Below are 18,315 nucleotides of genomic sequence, written 5' to 3'. Positions count from 1 at the left end.
TTATCTCTGTTTCGCCTGTTCTTTGCGAAAAGAGAGATAGCCAATTACCCCGCTGTCGCCATCCATAGGGTGATTTATCCCATCCATTACCGCCACTTCCGGGAAGTCGAATGGCGTAACATTTTCCAGACAGGCGACATTCACACCATATTCATTGGGATTGGAACGTCGTTGATGGAACGTGTAAATACCGCAAACCGAGCAGAAGAAATGGCGCGCCGTGCCGGTGTTGAAACGGTACTCTGTGAGCGTGTCCGCGCCCTGCGTCACCTTAATACCCGTCAACGGCGCGGAAACCACTACTGCCCCGCGCATCCTGCAAAACGAGCAGCTACATCGCCGTGCGGTATTCAGGCCGTCCGTCAGCTCAACAGTAAATTTCACCGCCCCACAATGACACTGTGCATGACGAATTTCAGCCATCGCTTATACCCCTTTTCTCACTAACTCAGCCGCTTTTAAAAAGACCTCATCTTCGACACCATCCCCCTTCTGCCTGCCGAGCCTCACCAGCTCATCGACAATACTTTCACGGTTGATGATCTTCTGCGCTGAAACCAGCCCGATAACGGCGGCACCAATCGCCAGCCCAACTAATCCTGTCTGTTCGTCTTTATTTTTCATAGAAGCGCTCCCTTGTCCCCCTCAAAAGCGTAGCAGGAGAACTGTAAAACGTGCTGGAACGCGGGGATGAGATCGGTGCTTTATCTCACCTTCTCGTCCGGCAAAACAGGGGGTTCTGAGCGGGTATCGGAATATCGTGAATAGCGTTGCGCATAGCGAGGCCGTAATGGGTTTTAAAACCGCCTTCGTAAAGGCGGCTGGTCATTACTCTGGATCTTTATCGCCTGATTCAGGCGCTGAGCCAGGATCATCTTTCGGTTTTCTTCCATCCTTTTCCGGGTTATCCGGGCTGGGATTATAATCAGGATGGTCACCATTAACGGGACGGTCAGACATTTTCACCTCCGTTTTTACTGCGTAAGCTGTAAGTGTAGACAACCCGTTAGTCTTAACCAAACTTCTTTGAGGGGCTCATTTGTAAATCGTGCTGGCATTCGGCGCTGCAATCCGTACCATACACGACACACTTTCGCATGCTGGTTTTTACCGGTAGCCGCAAACCCGTCTTTTATCGCTAACCAGATGGGGCACGTAAATGCGCAGATGGTGTATGAAATCTATGCTACATGGATAGAAGAGATGAACACGAAGCTGACGCTTTGAAAGCGTTTTCTCACCCTGTGCCCCATTTGAGATCTGAGTAACGAATAGATGCAACAAAATCAAGAGATTAACAAGAAAGAACAGTACAACCTGAATAAACTGCAAAAGCGACTGCGCCGTAACGTGGGCGAAGCCATTGCAGACTTCAACATGATTGAAGAAGGCGATCGCATCATGGTCTGCCTGTCGGGCGGTAAAGACAGCTACACCATGCTGGAGATCCTGCGCAATCTACAGCAAAGCGCACCGGTGAACTTTTCCCTGGTCGCGGTTAACCTCGATCAGAAACAGCCAGGATTCCCGGAGCATATCCTGCCGGAGTACCTTGAGAACCTGGGCGTTGAGTACAAAATCGTAGAAGAGAATACCTACGGCATTGTTAAAGAGAAGATCCCGGAGGGCAAAACGACCTGCTCGCTTTGCTCACGTTTGCGTCGCGGCATTCTGTACCGCACCGCAACCGAACTGGGCGCCACTAAGATTGCGCTTGGTCATCACCGGGACGACATTCTTCAAACACTGTTTCTGAATATGTTTTACGGCGGCAAAATGAAGGGAATGCCACCGAAGCTGATGAGTGACGACGGCAAACACATCGTGATCCGCCCACTCGCCTACTGTCGCGAGAAAGACATTGAGCGTTTCTCTCAGGCCAAAGCCTTCCCTATCATTCCGTGCAATCTGTGCGGTTCACAGCCGAACCTGCAACGTCAGGTCATTGGCGACATGCTGCGTGACTGGGATAAACGCTATCCGGGTCGCATTGAAACCATGTTCAGCGCCATGCAGAACGTGGTGCCTTCGCACCTCGCCGATGTTGAACTGTTCGATTTCAAAGGGATTAACCACGGTTCAGAGGTGGTGAACGGCGGGGATCTGGCGTTTGACCGCGAAGAGATCCCGATGCAGCCTGCTGGCTGGCAGCCAGAGGAAGAGGATGCGCAATTCGATGAACTGCGCCTGAACGTGGTGGAAGTGAAATAACCTGACTGCGTCTCAGACAGTGCTTCTGAGACGCTTTTTTCCCTTACTTCAGCAGCCGAACGCGGCAGGTTTTCCCTTTAATCTTCCCGCCCTGCAACTGTTTCCAGGCCTTATGCGCAACCGACTGGCGAACCGCTACATAGACATGTGCAGGATGGACCGTGATCTTGCCAATATCTGCCCCGTCGAGACCGATATCCCCTGTTAACGCCCCCAGAACGTCACCGGGTCGCATTTTGGCTTTTTTTCCGCCGTCGATGCACAGGGTGGCCATTTCCGCCGCCAGCGGAGCGATGCCGATATTACCGGGGGCATTCACCCAGTTGAGTTTCAGTTGCAGCATTTCCGCAAGAATATTAGCGCGCTGCGCCTCTTCAGGCGCGCAGAAGCTGATCGCGAGACCGCTGTTACCCGCACGCGCGGTACGCCCGATGCGGTGGACATGCACTTCCGGATCCCATGCCAGTTCGAAATTCACCACCAGTTCAAGCGATTTAATATCCAGGCCACGAGCCGCCACATCCGTTGCAACCAGCACGCGAGCGCTGCCGTTAGCGAAACGCACCAGCGTCTGATCGCGATCGCGCTGCTCCAGATCGCCATGCAGCGATAATGCGCTCTGTCCGGCATCATTCAGGGCATCGCACACCGCCTGACAATCTTTTTTGGTATTACAGAACACCACGCAGGACGCTGGCTGGTGTTGGCTAAGCAATTTTTGCAGCAGTGGAATTTTGCCCTGCTGCGACGTCTCGAAGAACTGCTGCTCAATCGCTGGTAACGCATCGACAGTATCGATTTCAATGGTCAGCGGGTTCTTCTGCACGCGCCCGCTGATCGCCGCAATCGCCTCTGGCCAGGTGGCAGAAAAAAGCAGCGTCTGGCGTGTGGCGGGCGCAAAGCGGATCACGTCGTCAATCGCATCGCTGAAGCCCATATCCAGCATGCGGTCAGCTTCATCCATCACCAGCGTTTGCAGTGCATCGAGTGAAACGGTGCCTTTTTGCAGGTGATCGAGCAGACGGCCCGGCGTTGCCACAATGATATGCGGGGCGTGCTGAAGGGAATCGCGCTGCGCACCGAACGGTTGCCCGCCGCAGAGCGTTAAAATTTTAGTATTAGGCAAAAAACGCGCCAGACGACGCAACTCACCCGCGACCTGGTCGGCCAGCTCGCGCGTCGGGCAGAGTATCAGGGACTGGGTCTGAAACAGGGTTGCATCAATATGCTGCAACAGGCCGAGTCCAAATACAGCCGTTTTTCCACTACCGGTTTTCGCCTGCACGCGCACATCCCGGCCTTCAAGGATAGCCGGCAGCGCGGCGGCCTGGACAGGGGTCATAGTGAGGTAACCCAACTCATTCAGGTTTGTCAGTTGGGCTTCAGGCAGAACGTTCAGCGTGGAAAAAGCGGTCACAATATACTCTCATGGTAATGATTGCAGTCAGATGGCGCGTATCCTCGCAGATCTCCGCTAACGATGCGACAATTTAATCGGTTCTTCGTCCGGTGGCGGATCCGGCATCGGCTGCGGACGCGGGATGGGATCGGGAATTGGGGTCGGATCGGTGGGCACCGGATCGGACTGCCATGTGTTCAGGCGTTGCAGGGCAAGTAGCATACTCATCTTTTCCTCCAGATTTGGGTGCTTACCCCTAAAGGGTAGACGCAGATAAAAAGGAGGCAAAAAAAAGCCGACTATGAAGTCGGCGTCGTACGAATCAATTGTGCTATGCAGTAATTCAAAAAAAGGAAGTAAGACAATATGGAGCGCAACGCCCATCGCTTGACGTTGCATTCACCTGCGGGAGTAATATTGCACCTAACATGGTCTAAGTTTATTGACTTCGCTCAATTAAAATGTCGTTTTGAAGCAGTCGCAGCATTAGAAAATGCGTAAATTTACAGCCATTTACTACGATGCAACCACCATGCAACACCCCCAATCAAAACCACTAACATGACGCAAAACGTGGTGAAGCCATAGTGATATTCACCGCCGGGGATCCCCCCAAGATTGACGCCAAACAACCCGGTTAAGAACGTACTTGGCAAAAAAACCATCGCCATCAGCGACATGGTATAGGTTCTCCTGGCTAATGACTCCTGCATTACCTGTGCTATCTCATCCGCCATGACCGCCGTTCTGGCGATACACGAATCAATTTCGTCCAGACCACGTCCCAGCCGGTCAGCAATATCCTGCATTCTGCGACGCTGATCGTCATTCATCCAGATCATGCGTTCGCTGGCCAGTCTCGCATAGACGTCGCGCTGCGGGGTCATATAGCGGCGCATAACAATAAGCTGTTTTCGCAACAACGCCAGAAAACCACGTGGGGGAATTTGCTGATCGAGCAGGTTGTCTTCCAGATCGATGATTTTATCGTGGAGTTCTTCAATAAACTCGCTGGCATGATCGGTCAGCGCATCACATACATCCACCAGCCAGCTTCCGCAATCCGTAGGCCCCGTGCCCTCTTTCAGATCGTTAATGACGTCATCCAGCGCCAGCACTTTTCGCTGACGGGTGGAAACAATCAATCGTTCATTCATGTAGACACGCATTGCCACCAGCTGATCCGGACGCTCATCTGTACTGCCGTTTATGCAACGCAGTGTTATTAACGTCCCCTCACCCATCCGGCTGACGCGAGGTCTGAGACTTTCTCCCGCCAGCGCATCCCGAACGTTGTTGGGCAATAGCGGCGTGGACGCGAGCCACTCGGCGCTGTCCGGGTGCGTGTAGTTGAGGTGCAGCCAGCATGGGTGTTCGTTGTCGATGTGATCCTGATCTTCAAGCGGCCTTGCGCCCCCGTGCCCATTAAGTACCCATGCAAAAACCGCGTCAGGTACGTTAACTTCAGACCCTTTAATGCTCTCCACAGCGCCTCCACCGATTTATCTCTTTCGGTGTCAGTCTAGCTTTCGTCGAGGGTTAAGCAATAATTATGTGAGGCATCATCCTGAATATGCTCAGGAATTCACCACCCATTCGCGGCTTATTAACGCATTATCAGCCTGGTACTCGTTCTTCAGACGGAAATTACGTGTTCGTGTCTGAAGTTCAATCACCTGATTGCGCAACACATCTGACGAGCCGTTGAGTTCTTCAACCATCGACACATTGCTCTGTGTTACGCGTTCCAGCTCTGACAATGCCAGCGTGATTTGTGAAATCCCTTTTTCTTGTTCCGATGTTGAGGCGGAAATTTCATCCATCAGTCTGCTGACGTTGCCCGAGCCGGTAACGATGTCGTGCATGTTTTTTTCAGCTTCAGAGACTACGTTAACGCCCTGCGTCACGTTATGGCTGGTGACTTCAATCAATGACTTAATATTTTTTGCCGCTTCGGCGCTACGATGCGCCAGGCTTCTGACCTCACCGGCGACTACTGAAAATCCTTTACCATGGTCGCCCGCTCTTGCCGCTTCAACGGCAGCATTAAGCGCCAGTATATTGGTTTGGAAAGCGATACCGTCAATCAGCGAGATAATCTCTGTCATTTGCTGGGCGCAGTCGGTAATTGATTGCATATTGTTCGCGACCTGCCCCATTAACTCTCCGCCTTTACGCGCCTGCAACGTCGCGATATTCGCCTGTTCGCTGGCTAAACGGGTATTGTCGGCATTATTTTTTGTACTTGCAGCCATCTCTTCCATGCTGGCTGCCGTTTGCACCAGCGAAGCTGACTGCTGTTCTGTTTTAACGGAAAGCTGCGCGCTGCGTGAAGAAAGCTGATCTGACAGGGTCATCGCGGTTTGCGAGGAGGCGCGGATCTCACGGACCAGCGTTGCAATGTTGCTGGAGAGACTATTAATGCCCGGGATCAGTCGTCCCGCACAGTTGTTGCCGAATTCAGGGATCGACACGCCGAGATTGCCTGACGTCACTTCTTCAATACTTTTTTTCACAGTATTGATCGGCGTCACAAGATATTTTGTCATATACGCCCAGAGTAAAATTAAGGCGATACATTGTACGATAATGACTGCAATAAAAAGCGAAAAACTCCCTGAAAATAGCGCTATAACTCCATCACTTACCAAAAACACACATAAAAGGAAATAGACAATGAAGGTTCTGACACTAATATTTCTTAGCATAGTTTTTCCTACGACTTTATATTTTTGTGGGCTCTAAGGTTTATAGCATTGCCACAGTATTTTGTCCTCACGTTCGTCGTTGGTTTGTTGTTTTGCAGTTTGATTTGCATAGTTTCGCTTAAGGCAGATAAAAAGCATGATATACTGTAAAAATCCAGCTTGTAGTTTGGTTACCGTCCCCCTTAAATATTAGCACTTACCTATTTAAGAAGGAGTACCGTAGGGCAACATTGTTTAGTCATGCTTAATAAGTTAACGTAGTTAATATATATCAACTACGTTACCGTGACCTCCCACCAGGCTGGCTTACGTTCAGGCCAGACAGTCGACTGACTGGAAAAAATAGTCCTCCGTCATGAGAACATTCTCTTTCACACTTTGATGTCCGCGACGAATATACCAGCCTGTTTCAGGCGCCATGCTTAAATGGTATATCCTCTCCCCCGATATACTGCCGGGGGCATTAATGCACATTGTCATACACCCCTTCTCTGATCCCCTGATGATCTGTTCTGGTATAATGCTGACGCTGCGATCTCCATTTCGCAGAATGACAGTCGTGATGACATAACGACATATACTGCTACTGAGGCTGTAGCCGACCGTACTCAAATCGGTGATATGCTTTTGGGATAACAGGACTTCAATACCAGAACCCTCAAACCAAACAATAATTTGCTGTGCAAGATCATCCATCCGCTGACAAAAAGCCCTGACTTCGGCTTCAGCCGTATTAATATGAATCGGTTTATTTACGTTATTCTGCTGCACTTTCTTAAAAAAACGCTCTCTTACTGACATGTTAACTCCGTGTTTTTCGCCAGTCTTATTGTTCTTTTTTGTGCTTCAGCAGGGCGTAGCTAACAATCAACTGCTGAAGATGTTGTTCGACCTTGTTTTGCTGCGCTGCTGACCGGGGTTGCCCGGCAGGTAGAGTGGAAAGCAGACGAAGCTGCTCCTCAAGCGGTATGGTTTGGCTAAATGACTGCGACATGGCAAACACGTCTGATTTCAGTTCACTCACCGTCATGTACTTCCCCTTCTGTTCATCCAGTGCGTTCAGCTTGTTCGTCAATTGCTGCAACTGCGCCATACCCTGATGCCATCCATTCAGATCTAAATCTGCTAGCGCAGCGATACTCATCTGTTTCTGCCAATGCTGCGCCAGGGGTTTGGCCTCTTCCGGCCACAGCGTCAGCGCCTGCTGCACCAGACGGTCGCCGAAGCTCACTGCCCAGTCTGGTTTCAACTGTAAAAGCTGCGCTAACAGCTGTTGTGTCTTGCCAATCCCCGGTTCCGGTGACGGTGACGTTTGTTGCAGCGCCTCTAATTGCCCTGTAGATAGCCCTTGAGGTAGAGGGGCCAGAGCCGCGGCTAGCTGCGCTTGTGCCGAATCTGGCGCATGCAACATCTGCCATCCTCCTGCGACGACACTGGCTGCCACCAGCATGGTCAACATACCAGCAGCAAATGGCTTCCAGGGTTTCATCGACACCGGAGGTTCTTTAACCACCCCAACGTTCAGCACCGGCTCGGGCTCAACCACATAAACCCATTTACTACGCTCAGTCGGTTCGACGAGGTGAATTTCCGTAGCACCCAATGCGTCACCGTGCAGACTCATGTCCGTATTTTCGCTGTTTTCCAGACGCACTGCTGCGTTCTGCATCATCGTGCGCAGAGCATCAAGCTGAGTAGCATGCTTGAGTTCCATACGCTGCAAGACTTCCCCCAAAGCGCTCAGATGCTCTTCAGACTGATACAGCTGCCCTAAGTCAGCGTACGTCAGCGATAGCGTTCGTACTACCTGTTGCAGGCGCTTGCTGAGTGCACTGAGGATTTCGATTCGCGCATGGACAGGCTGTGGCCAGAGGTTTCCCCACTGGCGGGCTACCAGTGCAGCAAGTAACGCAAGCCCCTCATTCATACCGTACAATCCGGCCAGATGCGTACGGGCGAGCGTATACCAGGCAGCCGTTTGTAGCTCCACACCGTTATGCCCGAACAGTGACAGACAGAGCGTTTCCGCGTGTTGCCAGTTCACATCCGGGCGTGCCGGATGGGTGAGCTTGTTCATTTCTTCGCGCAAGGCAGCATAATCCGCAAGCGTGCGCGGATCCCCGCCGGTTTTAAGTTGGCGTTCAGAATTTATTGTCATAACTGTTTTAACCTGAGTAATAACTAGATGGCGGCTCGTGCATCGAGGTATTGCTGTTGTTTCAGATGACGGATTAATACCCTGCCCTCGGGCATAAATTCCGTGCCGTAGCGCACCAGCCCCACCCCCTTCAGCTCCGCGTCAATGGCGTAGCGAAGCTCACCGGCCTGAATCTGTTCCTGCATCACCACGTTAATTCGATTCAGGCGCGGCTCATATTTCAGCAACACGGCCGACAGTGTGGTGATCAGCTGATGGGCGGTTCCGGGCATCCCCTGGAGGATTTTTGTCATATCCGGCAGGCCGTAGTCTGGCAGGTGAGCCAGCGTACCAGCGCGGCAGTTGAGGATGCGCTGCATGTTATCGAGTACTGATAAAATCACCTGATTCTGTTCGCTGACCTGGTTGAGGTTCAGGCCACCTGAGAAATTGCCGCTCAGCATTTCATACAGCGATGGCGTATTATGTCCCTTTGGCATCAGTCATCCTTCAATGGCTGTAACGTCAGGTGGTTACCTGACGGGCGGCCTGCTCCAGTTCCAGATGATCCTCCACACGGATCCAGCAGCCCTGCGTGACAGTAAGTACCGGTGACTGATGCGGCCAGGCAAGCGGCAGATCGCCACAGACCAGTACCACGGGCTGGCAATAACTGGTTTCAGGCAGGTCCTCCAGACACAGGGTGAAATCGTGCTGCACGCGACGGCAGGCGACAGCCCAGAACGCCATGATTAGCCCCAGTACCGCCAGCAGGACGAGAACGGAAACCAGCCGGGATGCTGGCAGAAACCACAGGCCGACCACTGCACTCAGCAGGGCAGCCCAGAGCGCAAGCCCGCGCTGTTGTGCAGGGCTCATTTCACGGCTCCCGGCAGCAGGGTAAGCAGTGTCTGATCCAGCCAGCAATCCAGTCCCCACCATAATGCGGTGACCACCACCACACTCAGGCCAATGCGCATGGGCCATGATGCAAGCCAACCCCCTATCCCCCGTCCGGCATGGCTTTCCGCCAGAACGGGATGGGGTTGTGAATAGCTGAACGGCGCAACATGTTCATTAAGTGCATTCATGAGTTTCTGCCGCTCAGGATCGTTCAGGGAGCGGTAGTTGCCGAGGAATCCGAGCATCATGACCCGCTGGAAGCAGGTCACGACAGCGTGGTCAGGAGCCGGTTCACGCAGCACATCGCGCATCCGATCGCACAGCGTGTCACCGGCGTCCATGGTGCCAAGGAAGTGCCCCTGCAGGGGAATGTCATACCACTGCACGCAGGCATCATCCTCCACACCGCGACTCTTAACCGCCTCATCCAGCAGCGCACATTGTGCGGTGAGAATATGCCGGCAGCTGGCTTCATCAAGTTCGCCCGCTTTCAGCTCACGCTGCACACGTTCGACATCAGCAATGCAACGCTCCCACAGCGTGCGCCCTTCTCCATCCTGAAATTTCGGACCGTGACGCAGGCTGATCACCTGCAGCCAGGTATCCTGCAGCAGGGCATCAATATCAATGGCCGCGGCAGCGCCGCGTTTACGCTCACTCATGTTCTCAGCACCGCAAAGAGTTCGAGTTCAGGCTCGCCGAGCATGCCCGGAACGTAAAACATGCAGGTGCCGCCCTGGAGCATTTCAGTGGCCTGAGGATGAGAGACATCAAGACTGAAATACTGATTTTCCAGACGTAACGGAATGGCTGCCGGCACATGGCGCAGCGGGGTCAGCGGCACGCCCACCCGCGATGAATTGACGATACTTCTGACATGATCGGGGCTGCCAACCTTGCACTGGCGCGGGAACTGCTCCTGCAGCTGAGCCATAGTCGCGGTTTTTGTAATACGAGAGCGGAATAAAGCCGAGGTTGGCAAACTCAAACTCGCGGGTCTCCGGGATCATCACCTCAGACGGGATTTTCACCTGGTTGCCGGTACCCAAATCGTACAGATGAATAGGCAGATCTTTCACCGCCCCGCCCGCCTGCGGGCCACGGATCTGCACGCACCAGCCGTTATTGATGAAGCTCTTCACCATGTTTGACGCGAAGGAGAACGACGCGCTGGTCCACAGGTATTTCTCATGATCCGGGCCTTTCACCTGCTCAACGTAGTTAAAGCTGCGTACTGGTACGGTGTCCGGGCCATACGGCAGACGCCCCAGCACGCGCGGCATCACGAGGCCGATGTAGCGGGCGTCGTCGGTGTCGCGGAAAGATTTCCACTTGATGTACTCGGCGCGGTCGAAGTAGTTGCCGATATCCTTAATTGCAGCGACCTCTTCCATCGAGTCTTTCAGGAAGAATTTCGGGCCGACAGAGCCAATAAACGGCATATGTGCGGCAGCTGATACTTTAGAGATATTGCGCAGCAGCGCCACATCCTGCGGACTGGCGTCAAATTCATAGGATGAAATCACGGAACCAATCGGCTCGCCGCCCGGGGTGTCGTATTCGGCGGTATAGGTGTGCCAGTAGAGGCCGCTCTGGATCAGTTCCGGTGCATCCTCAAAATCCTGGCGCAGGTCGTCCTTGGAGACGTCCAGAATTTCGGTTTTCACATTCTGGCGGTAGTCGGTGTTGTCCACCAGCTGCTTCAGGCCGCGCCACAGGGACTCCACCTTCTGGAACGCCTGGTGATGCATTACGGCATCCAGCTGACGGCTGATCTGGAAATCCAGTTCGGCGATATGGTGGTCAATCAGCGTTTTGTCGAGCTTCTCCACGGGCTGACCGGATTTGCGGATGCAGTCCATAAACACCTGCATCGCCGCCGTCAGGCGTTCACCCGCCGGCGCGTCAGAAAGCGCGGCATCATCCAGAAACGCATTGATATCACCCAGGCTCGAGGCCGGAGTCAGGTTGATTTTTTCAAACAGGGAGGCGTAAACGCCCTCTTTTTCCAGTACGATGGTCTGCCCCTGCGCGGAGGCGGTTTCACTATTCACAGACATCAGCATATTCCCGGTTAATCCATCAAATTACACATGCCGCTTATTTCGGGGCCAGTGCACTCATTTCGTCGCGTAATTCCTGAGACAGCGCCGGGTCCTTAAGAATTTTCTCGAGTTCTTTTCTGAAAGTGGCGTTATCAAGAAGATTGGATTTGAGGTCGCGTAATAAATTACGCATGGCCAGCATGGCGCGGAGCTGGGGGATCTGGCGGGCAACCTGTTCAGGTTCGAAATCCTTAATATCGGAGAAATTCAGTTTTATACTTTCCTCCGAACCATCGACAGCCATGGTGTTAGGCACCGTCAGATTAACCTCCGGGTTAAATTCCGAAAGTACGCTATTAAAGTTATTTTTGTTGACGTTGATTTTCTTCCTTTCGGACAATGGACGATTCTCTTTTCCATTACTGAAATCACCGACTGTGAGAAGTTTAAGCGGCAGTTCGACTTTCTTCTGCGCGCCGCCTGTATGCAGCGCCAGCTTTAAGTTTATGCGTGCCTTGGGCACCTCATGCTGAAATGAATCGGCCATAGCAGTCCCTTTCTTTGCAAGAAATACGAGTTAAGTGAGTGACGGGTCTTTACAAAACCATATTAGAGCAAAAGCCCATTCATGATCAACTTTTCAGATCAAAGATCTGCATATGGATTTTTCTTAAGAATTTTCCACTAATCACTAGTATTTATAAATTCCAGATATAAGTGGCACGCAGAAAGTATTAACCATTTATTCACAATAGATTAGCAGGAACGTCTGCCTTGATAGAGAATATTGAATTCATTGCCACCTGTCGTTGAATAATTGATTTATATCAATGCTGATTTAAGCATCAGCTGCAAAATCGCAGAGACATATCATCTTATTCAATAAACCTCCTGAATATGGAAAAATCCTATATCGGACAAAAGTCAGGTTTTAAATAGCAGGAATTAAGCTATGACATGGAGGATGTATAAATGCTTGCACGCTTTTCAATAAACTGGAAAGGAGATGTCGCTCGAAGCATTCATCAAAAGAATAAATGATTTTTTATGAAAGGAATTTTGATAATAACTAGCCTGTAGGTACCATGAACCGTGTGTTCAGGCGCTTAAGCGATGTATAGCTATTTGCCAAAACCACTTAAGCGCCTTTCCTGTTTTTTTAATGCTTTTCAATATACATTGTACGACTGTACGCAACATCCTCTGGGTTATTTATCGGATACCCTTTAACCCAGGGCTTAATGAGGCGGCCATTGGTGTATTGATAAATAGGGGCTATCGGCGCTTTCTCGGCGAGGATCTTCTCGGCCATGTTGTAGTCTGCATTACGCGCTTTTTCAGTGGTTTCGAGCGTCGCCTGATGAATAATCTTATCGTAAGCAGGGTCGTTGAACCGTGAGATGTTGCCGGTGTGAGAGGACGTCAGCAGCGACAGGAATGTCGACGGCTCATTATAATCCCCTACCCACGACGCACGGATCACGTCGAAATTCCCGGTATTGCGGCTGTCGATGTAGGTCTTCCATTCCTGATTCTGCAACTTAACGTCAACACCCAGATTTTTCTTCCACATAGATGCGACGGCAATGGCGATTTTCTGGTGGTTTTCAGACGTGTTGTACAGCAGCGTTAATTTCAGCGGGCGCTGGGGACCATAGCCTGCCGCCTGTAATAACGTTTTCGCCTGAGCATTTAGCTCCTGCTGCGACATCTGCTCAAATGGCGAGATTTCCGGTGTAAAACCGGCAGTGACATCGGGAGTGAAATGCCAGGCCGGTTTCTCACCGGTTCCCAGGACTTTTTCAGCCATAATACGTCTGTCGATAGTCATGCTGAGCGCCAGACGTACGCGGGCATCCGCAGTTGGGCCTTTTTGTGTGTTAAACGCGTAGTAATAGGTCCCAAGCTGTGGCGGTGTATAAACCTGTCCCGGAATATCTTTAAGCAGCTTCTGGTACATGTTTTTCGGAAACGATTCTGTAATATCGATATCGCCCGCCAGATAGCGTTTGGTCGCTGAGGACTCCTGGTTGATTGGCACAAAGGTGACTTTTTTAAGCACCGTGTTGACGTTATCCCAGTAGTGAGTATTCGGCTCAACCACCAGTTTTTCATTCACCACGCGATCTTTCAGCACATACGCACCGTTGCCGATGAGCGCGCCAGGGCGCGTCCATTCTTTACCGCTTTCCACGTTTGCCTTTTGAACAGGATAGAACGCAAAGCTAGCCGTGAGGTTGCTGAACCATGGCAGCGGTTTATCCAGCTGCACGCGCAGCGTTTTAGCATCGACTGCCGTCACGCCGAGCGTTTCCGGTGCAGCTTTACCATCGATAATGGCCTGCGCATTATTAATACCCGCCAGCGCTGCAAACCAGGCGAAAGGTGACGTAGTTTTAGGATCAACCAGACGACGCCAGCTGTAGACAAAATCTTGTGCCGTCACAGGGGTACCGTCAGACCACTTCGCGTTATCCCGCAACGTAAACGTCCAGACACGGTTATCGTTGCTCTGCCAGCGCGTCGCCACGCCGGGAACCAGCTCCCCTTTTTCGTTCTGATTCACCAGCCCTTCATAAAGGTCGCGGATCACCTGTATCTCGGGTAAACCCACCGCTTTTGCCGGATCGAGCGAGGCGGGTTCATCTTTAATGTGTCGAACCAGCTCCTGCTTTTGCGCCAGCTCCGTTCCCCTGGGAACCTCCGCGGCATATGAAAGTGAAGAAAACCCGCACAGCCACAGCGCAGTACAAAGAAGCGAAACAGGATGCTTCATACGATCCCCTTAATGATGTCAGGTAACAGGCAGATGCGTAATTATTTGTTTCGAAACGGAGAAATGCAAATGCTTCCTCAGGAAAGTTGATGTCAGGCAATTTTACACACAGACGGAAACTATTTGATTAAGCGCGGGTTTTGCACAACACTGCCAGAAGCGACTTCATCATCAGGGTTTATTATGGCAACCACCCGACCAAGAACGGAACGCGGCGCCTTCCCGCCCGGGACTGAACATTATGGCCGCTCATTTTTAGGCGCTCCACTGATCTGGTTTCCGGCTCCCGAGCCCGATCGCACTAGCGGCTTAATCATTGCGGGCACACATGGCGATGAAAACTCGTCCATCGTGACGCTTTCGTGCGCGCTACGTACGCTGGCCCCCGATTTACGACGACATCATGTGATTTTGACCGTCAACCCGGACGGATGCCAGCTTGGATTACGGGCGAATGCACGAGGCGTTGACCTTAACAGGAACTTTCCGGCAGCAAACTGGCGTGCCGGTGAAACGGTGTATCGCTGGAACAGTTCGGCGCAGGAACGAGATGTGGTCCTGCTTACGGGAGAAAAACCGGGTTCCGAGCCCGAAACCCAGGCGCTGTGTCAGCTTATTCATAAGATCCACCCGGCCTGGGTTGTCTCTTTCCACGATCCCCTCGCCTGTATTGAAGATCCTCGTCATACAGCGCTCGGGCAGTGGCTGGCGGATGCGTTTGCTCTACCTCTGGTAACCAGCGTCGGGTATGAAACGCCCGGGTCGTTTGGCAGCTGGTGCGCGGACCTCAGTCTTCACTGTATCACCGCAGAGTTTCCGCCTATTTCCTCGGATGAAGCGAGTGAAAAATACCTCAGAGCGATGACAGATCTTCTGCGCTGGCAGCCTCAAAGATGAAGTACGCCGGAGGTAAAACTCAGGGCGGGTGAAACGTCAACCGCCAGCCAGGTTGGGCCATCCAGATCGGCAAAACGCACGCTGTTCACCAGCGGGAGTGCAGCACCGATCGCTCTGGACGTGCACAACATACAGCCCAGCATCAGGGAAAAGCCTTGCGCCTGGGCATCTTGTGCCAGTGCCAGGGCCTCGGTTAACCCACCCGTTTTATCCAGCTTGATGTTCACCATCTCGTAGCGGCCCTTGAGGGCTGACAGGTTCTCACGGGTATGACAGCTTTCGTCTGCACAGACGGGAAGCGGATGAATAAAATTCGCCAGCGCGGCATCGTCTTCTGCCGGGAGAGGCTGCTCCAGCATGGCAACGCCCAGATCGGCAAGCAGCTGACAACGGGCTGCCAGCCCTTCGCTGTGCCATGATTCGTTCGCATCGACGATAAGGGTGGCATCAGGTACCGCCGCACGAATGGCGACCATGCGTTCGCTAATCAGACGATCGTCGAGCTTCACCTTTAATAAGGTTGCACCGGTTGCATATAGCGCCTGGGCGCTGGCCGCCATTTGCTCTGGTTCACCGATGACCACCGTTTGCGCGGTGACGATCGATTGCGGCAGCGTAACGTCCAGCAGCGAAGGTAGCGGTTTTTGTTGTTTCGCCGCTTCCAGACTCCAGAGTGCGCAGTCAATCGCGTTACGTGCCGCTCCGGCCGGCAACCTCTGCTGAAGAGCCTCACGCGTCAGGCCCGCCTGCAACTCGGGCACCACCGTCATAATTTGCGCAATGACTGACGCCAGGCTTTCTCCGTAGCGAGGATAAGGGGTACATTCCCCGACGCCTTTTACGCCGTCCTCTTCACATTCAACCACGACCACGCAGGCCTCATTACGGCTACCGCGCGAGATCACAAACGGGGTGTGCAATGGCCAGGCTTCTTCATAGACCTTAACGCTTCTCATCACTGACTCCTTGCAGGCCGGAAAGGCAGAAAATTGGTTTGCCGTGCTAACTGTGGATGACATACACTAGCCACGACGTTAACTATTTGTAAACAGGAAGATATCTATGTCACAACTCGTTCATTTCCAGGGCAACCCGGTTGCTGTTGCAGGTTCCATCCCACAGTCTGGCAGCAAAGCACAGCCTTTTACTCTGGTGGCTAAAGATCTGTCTGACGTCACGCTGAGCCAGTTTGCTGGCAAACGTAAAGTCCTGAACATTTTCCCAAGCATCGATACTGGCGTTTGTGCTGCATCAGTGCGTAAATTCAACCAGCTGGCGACCGAAATGGACAACACCGTGGTGCTGTGCATTTCTGCTGACCTGCCGTTTGCCCAGTCCCGCTTCTGCGGCGCTGAAGGCCTGAGCAACGTCATCACCCTTTCCACTCTGCGCAGCCCGGATTTCCTGGAAAAATACGGTGTTGCCATTTCCGAAGGCGCGCTGAAAGGTCTGGCTGCTCGTGCGGTGCTGGTGATCGACGAAAACGACAACGTTGTTTTCAGTGAGCTGGTTAACGAAATCACTACCGAACCGGATTACACCGCTGCACTTGAGGCGCTTAAAGCCTAAACGTAAAAAAGCCTCTGCAAAGAGGCTTTTTTATTTATTCGTCACCCTTCTTCTGATTTAACCCATACTCGCGCAGCTTATTCGCAATCGCGGTATGTGACACCCCAAGACGTTTAGCCAGCTTGCGCGTGCTCGGATAGCTGCGATAAAGCTGCGTTAACACCGAACGCTCGAAACGACTGGTGATGTCATCCAGCGAGCCTTCCATTGCCTCTTCGCCTACCGAGACCGTCCCGGCATCGTAATCCGGCAACAGAATATCCTGATGACGCAGTTCATACCCTTCAAGCTGAGTTAATGCGCGATAGACCGCATTTTTTAGCTGACGAATATTGCCCGGCCAGCCGTAACGCGTCAGCACGGTACCCAGGTCGGCAGAGAGCTTCGGACGCGGCACGCCCTGCTCGTCGGCAAAACGGGCGACGAACAGTTCCGTCAACGGCATGATGTCCTGCGGGCAATCGCGCAGCGGCGGAATATTGAGCGTCAGAACGTTGAGACGATAGTAGAGATCTTCGCGGAATACTCCTTTCTGCACCAGCTCCACCAGGTTTTTCTGGGTGGCGCAGATGACGCGTACATCCACGTGCACTTCATGATCTTCCCCCACGCGGCGGAACGTGCCGTCATTGAGGAAACGCAGCAGTTTCGCCTGCATGCGTGGCGACATTTCACCAATCTCGTCCAGCAACACCGAGCCGCCATTCGCCTGTTCAAAGAAGCCTTTTTTGCCTTCCGGCGCATGCCCGAACAGTTCACTTTCCACCGCATCTTCAGGAATAGACGCGCAGTTCAGCGCCAGATACGGTTTTGCCGCACGCGGGCTGGCCATATGCACAGCATGCGCCAGCAGATCTTTCCCCGTACCGGTATCCCCGGTAATCAGCAGCGGTGCCGTAAGATTTGCCAGCTTGCGCGCCTGGTCGAGCACGTGACGCATCTTCGGGCTCACCGCAATAATCTGGCTGAATGCGCCGACGTCCTGGCTGGAAAGGTTCTGTAACTGGCGTCCCATGCGCACCGTGGAGCGCAGCATGATTACCGCGCCGGTGAGCACCCGCGCGGCATTTTCCCCTTTCAGGTAGACCGGCGTGATCTCCATCAGGAAATTCTGTCCATTGATGACGACGTGCTCGCTATGGGTATTTTGCGGGTTGCTGTCCAGCCAGCGCTGGAAATTAAAACCTGGGATAAATTGCGTGGCGTAATGACCGATAAGCTTTTCCTGAGTCTGCGCAAACAGCTGGCAACTGGCCTGGTTAACGCGCTCGACTTTGTTTTTCAGATCGAGAGAGAGAAACGGCTCCGGCATTGCTTCCAGCAGTGCGCTCAGCGCAAGGTGTTCCCGCTCGGATGGCATCCAGGGGATGGTGCGTACATCCGTAACGCCAGCGATACGGCGGATTTCGGCCATCAGGCTACTGAAGGTATTAAATTCAATTTCGGCAAAATTGAGGTAAATTCGCCCGACAGGGTCGATCTCTATGCCACGTAAATCAATGCTACGTAAAACAAGAAGATCGAGTAACTCGCGGGTCAGACCGAGACGGTCCTCACAAAAGACTTCCAGACGCATGGGAAATTCACCGTTTAAGCCAATAACAGTAAAATGATATGTCAGATCACGGTATTCGGGAAGGTGGCTGTCAACAAATATTGACAGCCCGCAC

18 protein-coding genes and 4 pseudogenes are annotated in these 18,315 nt (G+C 52.6%); 4 read left to right on the top strand and 18 right to left on the bottom strand.

Annotated features, from left to right (window positions below):
* From SK51_RS14800 to SK51_RS25745, 3 genes are all read right to left on the bottom strand, one after another.
* Positions 1-423: a GFA family protein gene (locus SK51_RS14800; protein ID WP_023300213.1), complete on the bottom strand. Its 423-nt coding sequence runs from the start codon at positions 421-423 to the stop codon at positions 1-3.
* Positions 424-426: 3 nt separating this feature from the next.
* A complete protein-coding gene (locus SK51_RS14795) occupies positions 427-624 on the bottom strand; it encodes a hypothetical protein (RefSeq protein WP_022648260.1) in 198 nt (65 codons plus the stop codon).
* 204 nt (positions 625-828) lie between these two features.
* Entirely contained in the window at positions 829-960 is a 132-nt protein-coding gene (locus tag SK51_RS25745; protein ID WP_255248590.1) for a hypothetical protein, read from the bottom strand.
* 81 nt (positions 961-1,041) lie between these two features.
* Between SK51_RS25745 and SK51_RS25300 the strand changes: the two are divergent.
* Together SK51_RS25300 and ttcA are read left to right on the top strand one after the other, a co-directional pair.
* Positions 1,042-1,227, top strand: a pseudogene (locus SK51_RS25300) (tyrosine-type recombinase/integrase); the annotation flags it as partial.
* Between the two features lie 48 nt (positions 1,228-1,275).
* Positions 1,276-2,211, top strand: a complete 936-nt coding sequence (gene ttcA, locus SK51_RS14790) for a tRNA 2-thiocytidine(32) synthetase TtcA (RefSeq protein ID WP_001186974.1) — start codon at positions 1,276-1,278, stop codon at positions 2,209-2,211.
* 43 nt (positions 2,212-2,254) lie between these two features.
* On the opposite strand, the gene dbpA is transcribed toward ttcA, so the two are convergent.
* From dbpA to SK51_RS14735, 13 genes and pseudogenes are all read right to left on the bottom strand, one after another.
* Positions 2,255-3,628 carry an ATP-dependent RNA helicase DbpA gene (dbpA, locus tag SK51_RS14785; protein WP_023306362.1) on the bottom strand — a complete coding sequence of 458 codons (1,374 nt, stop codon included), beginning with the start codon at positions 3,626-3,628 and terminating at the stop codon, positions 2,255-2,257.
* Positions 3,629-3,685: 57 nt separating this feature from the next.
* The gene (gene ynaL, locus SK51_RS25295; RefSeq protein WP_154815129.1) at positions 3,686-3,838 is read right to left on the bottom strand and encodes a proline-rich small protein YnaL; all 153 of its coding nucleotides are present in this window, start codon (positions 3,836-3,838) and stop codon (positions 3,686-3,688) included.
* A 275-nt stretch (positions 3,839-4,113) separates the two neighbouring features.
* The gene (gene zntB / locus SK51_RS14780; protein ID WP_023306364.1) at positions 4,114-5,097 is read right to left on the bottom strand and encodes a zinc transporter ZntB; all 984 of its coding nucleotides are present in this window, start codon (positions 5,095-5,097) and stop codon (positions 4,114-4,116) included.
* Between the two features lie 90 nt (positions 5,098-5,187).
* Positions 5,188-6,318, bottom strand: a complete 1,131-nt coding sequence (locus SK51_RS14775) for a methyl-accepting chemotaxis protein (RefSeq protein ID WP_022648264.1) — start codon at positions 6,316-6,318, stop codon at positions 5,188-5,190.
* A gap of 312 nt (positions 6,319-6,630) precedes the next feature.
* On the bottom strand, positions 6,631-7,119 hold the full coding sequence (locus SK51_RS14770; RefSeq protein ID WP_023306365.1) for a hypothetical protein: 489 nt from the start codon (positions 7,117-7,119) through the stop codon (positions 6,631-6,633).
* A 25-nt stretch (positions 7,120-7,144) separates the two neighbouring features.
* Positions 7,145-8,476, bottom strand: coding sequence for a VasL domain-containing protein (locus tag SK51_RS14765; RefSeq protein ID WP_023306366.1), 1,332 nt, complete (start codon positions 8,474-8,476; stop codon positions 7,145-7,147).
* Between the two features lie 23 nt (positions 8,477-8,499).
* On the bottom strand, positions 8,500-8,955 hold the full coding sequence (gene tssE, locus SK51_RS14760) for a type VI secretion system baseplate subunit TssE (RefSeq protein WP_022648267.1): 456 nt from the start codon (positions 8,953-8,955) through the stop codon (positions 8,500-8,502).
* A gap of 34 nt (positions 8,956-8,989) precedes the next feature.
* A pseudogene (locus SK51_RS25005) lies at positions 8,990-9,334 on the bottom strand (OmpA family protein); the annotation flags it as partial.
* Positions 9,331-10,020 carry a type VI secretion system protein TssL, short form gene (gene tssL / locus SK51_RS14750; RefSeq protein ID WP_048206783.1) on the bottom strand — a complete coding sequence of 230 codons (690 nt, stop codon included), beginning with the start codon at positions 10,018-10,020 and terminating at the stop codon, positions 9,331-9,333. The pseudogene SK51_RS25005 and the gene tssL, both read right to left, overlap by 4 nt.
* Positions 10,017-10,292: pseudogene (gene tssK / locus SK51_RS24325) on the bottom strand (type VI secretion system baseplate subunit TssK); the annotation flags it as partial. The pseudogene tssK and the gene tssL, both read right to left, overlap by 4 nt.
* Positions 10,291-11,424: pseudogene (tssC, locus tag SK51_RS14745) on the bottom strand (type VI secretion system contractile sheath large subunit); the annotation flags it as partial. The pseudogenes tssC and tssK, both read right to left, overlap by 2 nt.
* Positions 11,425-11,458: 34 nt before the next feature.
* Positions 11,459-11,950: a type VI secretion system contractile sheath small subunit gene (gene tssB / locus SK51_RS14740; protein ID WP_023306369.1), complete on the bottom strand. Its 492-nt coding sequence runs from the start codon at positions 11,948-11,950 to the stop codon at positions 11,459-11,461.
* A 612-nt stretch (positions 11,951-12,562) separates the two neighbouring features.
* Positions 12,563-14,179, bottom strand: coding sequence for a peptide ABC transporter substrate-binding protein (locus SK51_RS14735; RefSeq protein WP_023306370.1), 1,617 nt, complete (start codon positions 14,177-14,179; stop codon positions 12,563-12,565).
* Between the two features lie 183 nt (positions 14,180-14,362).
* Between SK51_RS14735 and mpaA the strand changes: the two genes are divergently transcribed.
* A complete protein-coding gene (gene mpaA, locus SK51_RS14730) occupies positions 14,363-15,076 on the top strand; it encodes a murein tripeptide amidase MpaA (protein WP_022648287.1) in 714 nt (237 codons plus the stop codon).
* On the opposite strand, the gene ycjG is transcribed toward mpaA, so the two are convergent.
* Positions 15,067-16,032 (bottom strand): L-Ala-D/L-Glu epimerase, encoded by a 966-nt coding sequence (gene ycjG / locus SK51_RS14725; RefSeq protein ID WP_023306371.1) that lies wholly within the window; start codon positions 16,030-16,032, stop codon positions 15,067-15,069. The genes mpaA and ycjG overlap by 10 nt on opposite strands.
* A gap of 106 nt (positions 16,033-16,138) precedes the next feature.
* Between ycjG and tpx the strand changes: the two genes are divergently transcribed.
* Positions 16,139-16,645 carry a thiol peroxidase gene (gene tpx / locus SK51_RS14720; protein WP_003856889.1) on the top strand — a complete coding sequence of 169 codons (507 nt, stop codon included), beginning with the start codon at positions 16,139-16,141 and terminating at the stop codon, positions 16,643-16,645.
* A 34-nt stretch (positions 16,646-16,679) separates the two neighbouring features.
* On the opposite strand, the gene tyrR is transcribed toward tpx, so the two are convergent.
* Positions 16,680-18,221 carry a transcriptional regulator TyrR gene (gene tyrR / locus SK51_RS14715; protein ID WP_023306372.1) on the bottom strand — a complete coding sequence of 514 codons (1,542 nt, stop codon included), beginning with the start codon at positions 18,219-18,221 and terminating at the stop codon, positions 16,680-16,682.
* Between the last annotated feature and the right edge of the window lie 94 nt (positions 18,222-18,315).

It is taken from the genome of Enterobacter sp. MGH85, from assembly GCF_001037655.1.
Lineage (GTDB): Bacteria > Pseudomonadota > Gammaproteobacteria > Enterobacterales > Enterobacteriaceae > Enterobacter > Enterobacter intestinihominis.
This window is presented reverse-complemented; position numbering and strand designations above follow the sequence as displayed.

Coding starts and splice junctions, on each gene's coding strand:
- mpaA (WP_022648287.1), top strand. CDS start 14,363: ATGGCAACCACCCGACCAAGAACGGAACGCGGCGCCTTCCCGCCCGGG.
- SK51_RS14765 (WP_023306366.1), bottom strand. CDS start 8,476: ATGACAATAAATTCTGAACGCCAACTTAAAACCGGCGGGGATCCGCGC.
- SK51_RS14795 (WP_022648260.1), bottom strand. CDS start 624: ATGAAAAATAAAGACGAACAGACAGGATTAGTTGGGCTGGCGATTGGT.
- SK51_RS14770 (WP_023306365.1), bottom strand. CDS start 7,119: ATGTCAGTAAGAGAGCGTTTTTTTAAGAAAGTGCAGCAGAATAACGTA.
- tyrR (WP_023306372.1), bottom strand. CDS start 18,221: ATGCGTCTGGAAGTCTTTTGTGAGGACCGTCTCGGTCTGACCCGCGAG.
- tpx (WP_003856889.1), top strand. CDS start 16,139: ATGTCACAACTCGTTCATTTCCAGGGCAACCCGGTTGCTGTTGCAGGT.
- tssL (WP_048206783.1), bottom strand. CDS start 10,020: ATGAGTGAGCGTAAACGCGGCGCTGCCGCGGCCATTGATATTGATGCC.
- SK51_RS14735 (WP_023306370.1), bottom strand. CDS start 14,179: ATGAAGCATCCTGTTTCGCTTCTTTGTACTGCGCTGTGGCTGTGCGGG.
- SK51_RS14775 (WP_022648264.1), bottom strand. CDS start 6,318: ATGCTAAGAAATATTAGTGTCAGAACCTTCATTGTCTATTTCCTTTTA.
- SK51_RS14800 (WP_023300213.1), bottom strand. CDS start 423: ATGGCTGAAATTCGTCATGCACAGTGTCATTGTGGGGCGGTGAAATTT.
- ycjG (WP_023306371.1), bottom strand. CDS start 16,032: ATGAGAAGCGTTAAGGTCTATGAAGAAGCCTGGCCATTGCACACCCCG.
- tssB (WP_023306369.1), bottom strand. CDS start 11,950: ATGGCCGATTCATTTCAGCATGAGGTGCCCAAGGCACGCATAAACTTA.
- tssE (WP_022648267.1), bottom strand. CDS start 8,955: ATGCCAAAGGGACATAATACGCCATCGCTGTATGAAATGCTGAGCGGC.
- ynaL (WP_154815129.1), bottom strand. CDS start 3,838: ATGAGTATGCTACTTGCCCTGCAACGCCTGAACACATGGCAGTCCGAT.
- SK51_RS25745 (WP_255248590.1), bottom strand. CDS start 960: ATGTCTGACCGTCCCGTTAATGGTGACCATCCTGATTATAATCCCAGC.
- ttcA (WP_001186974.1), top strand. CDS start 1,276: ATGCAACAAAATCAAGAGATTAACAAGAAAGAACAGTACAACCTGAAT.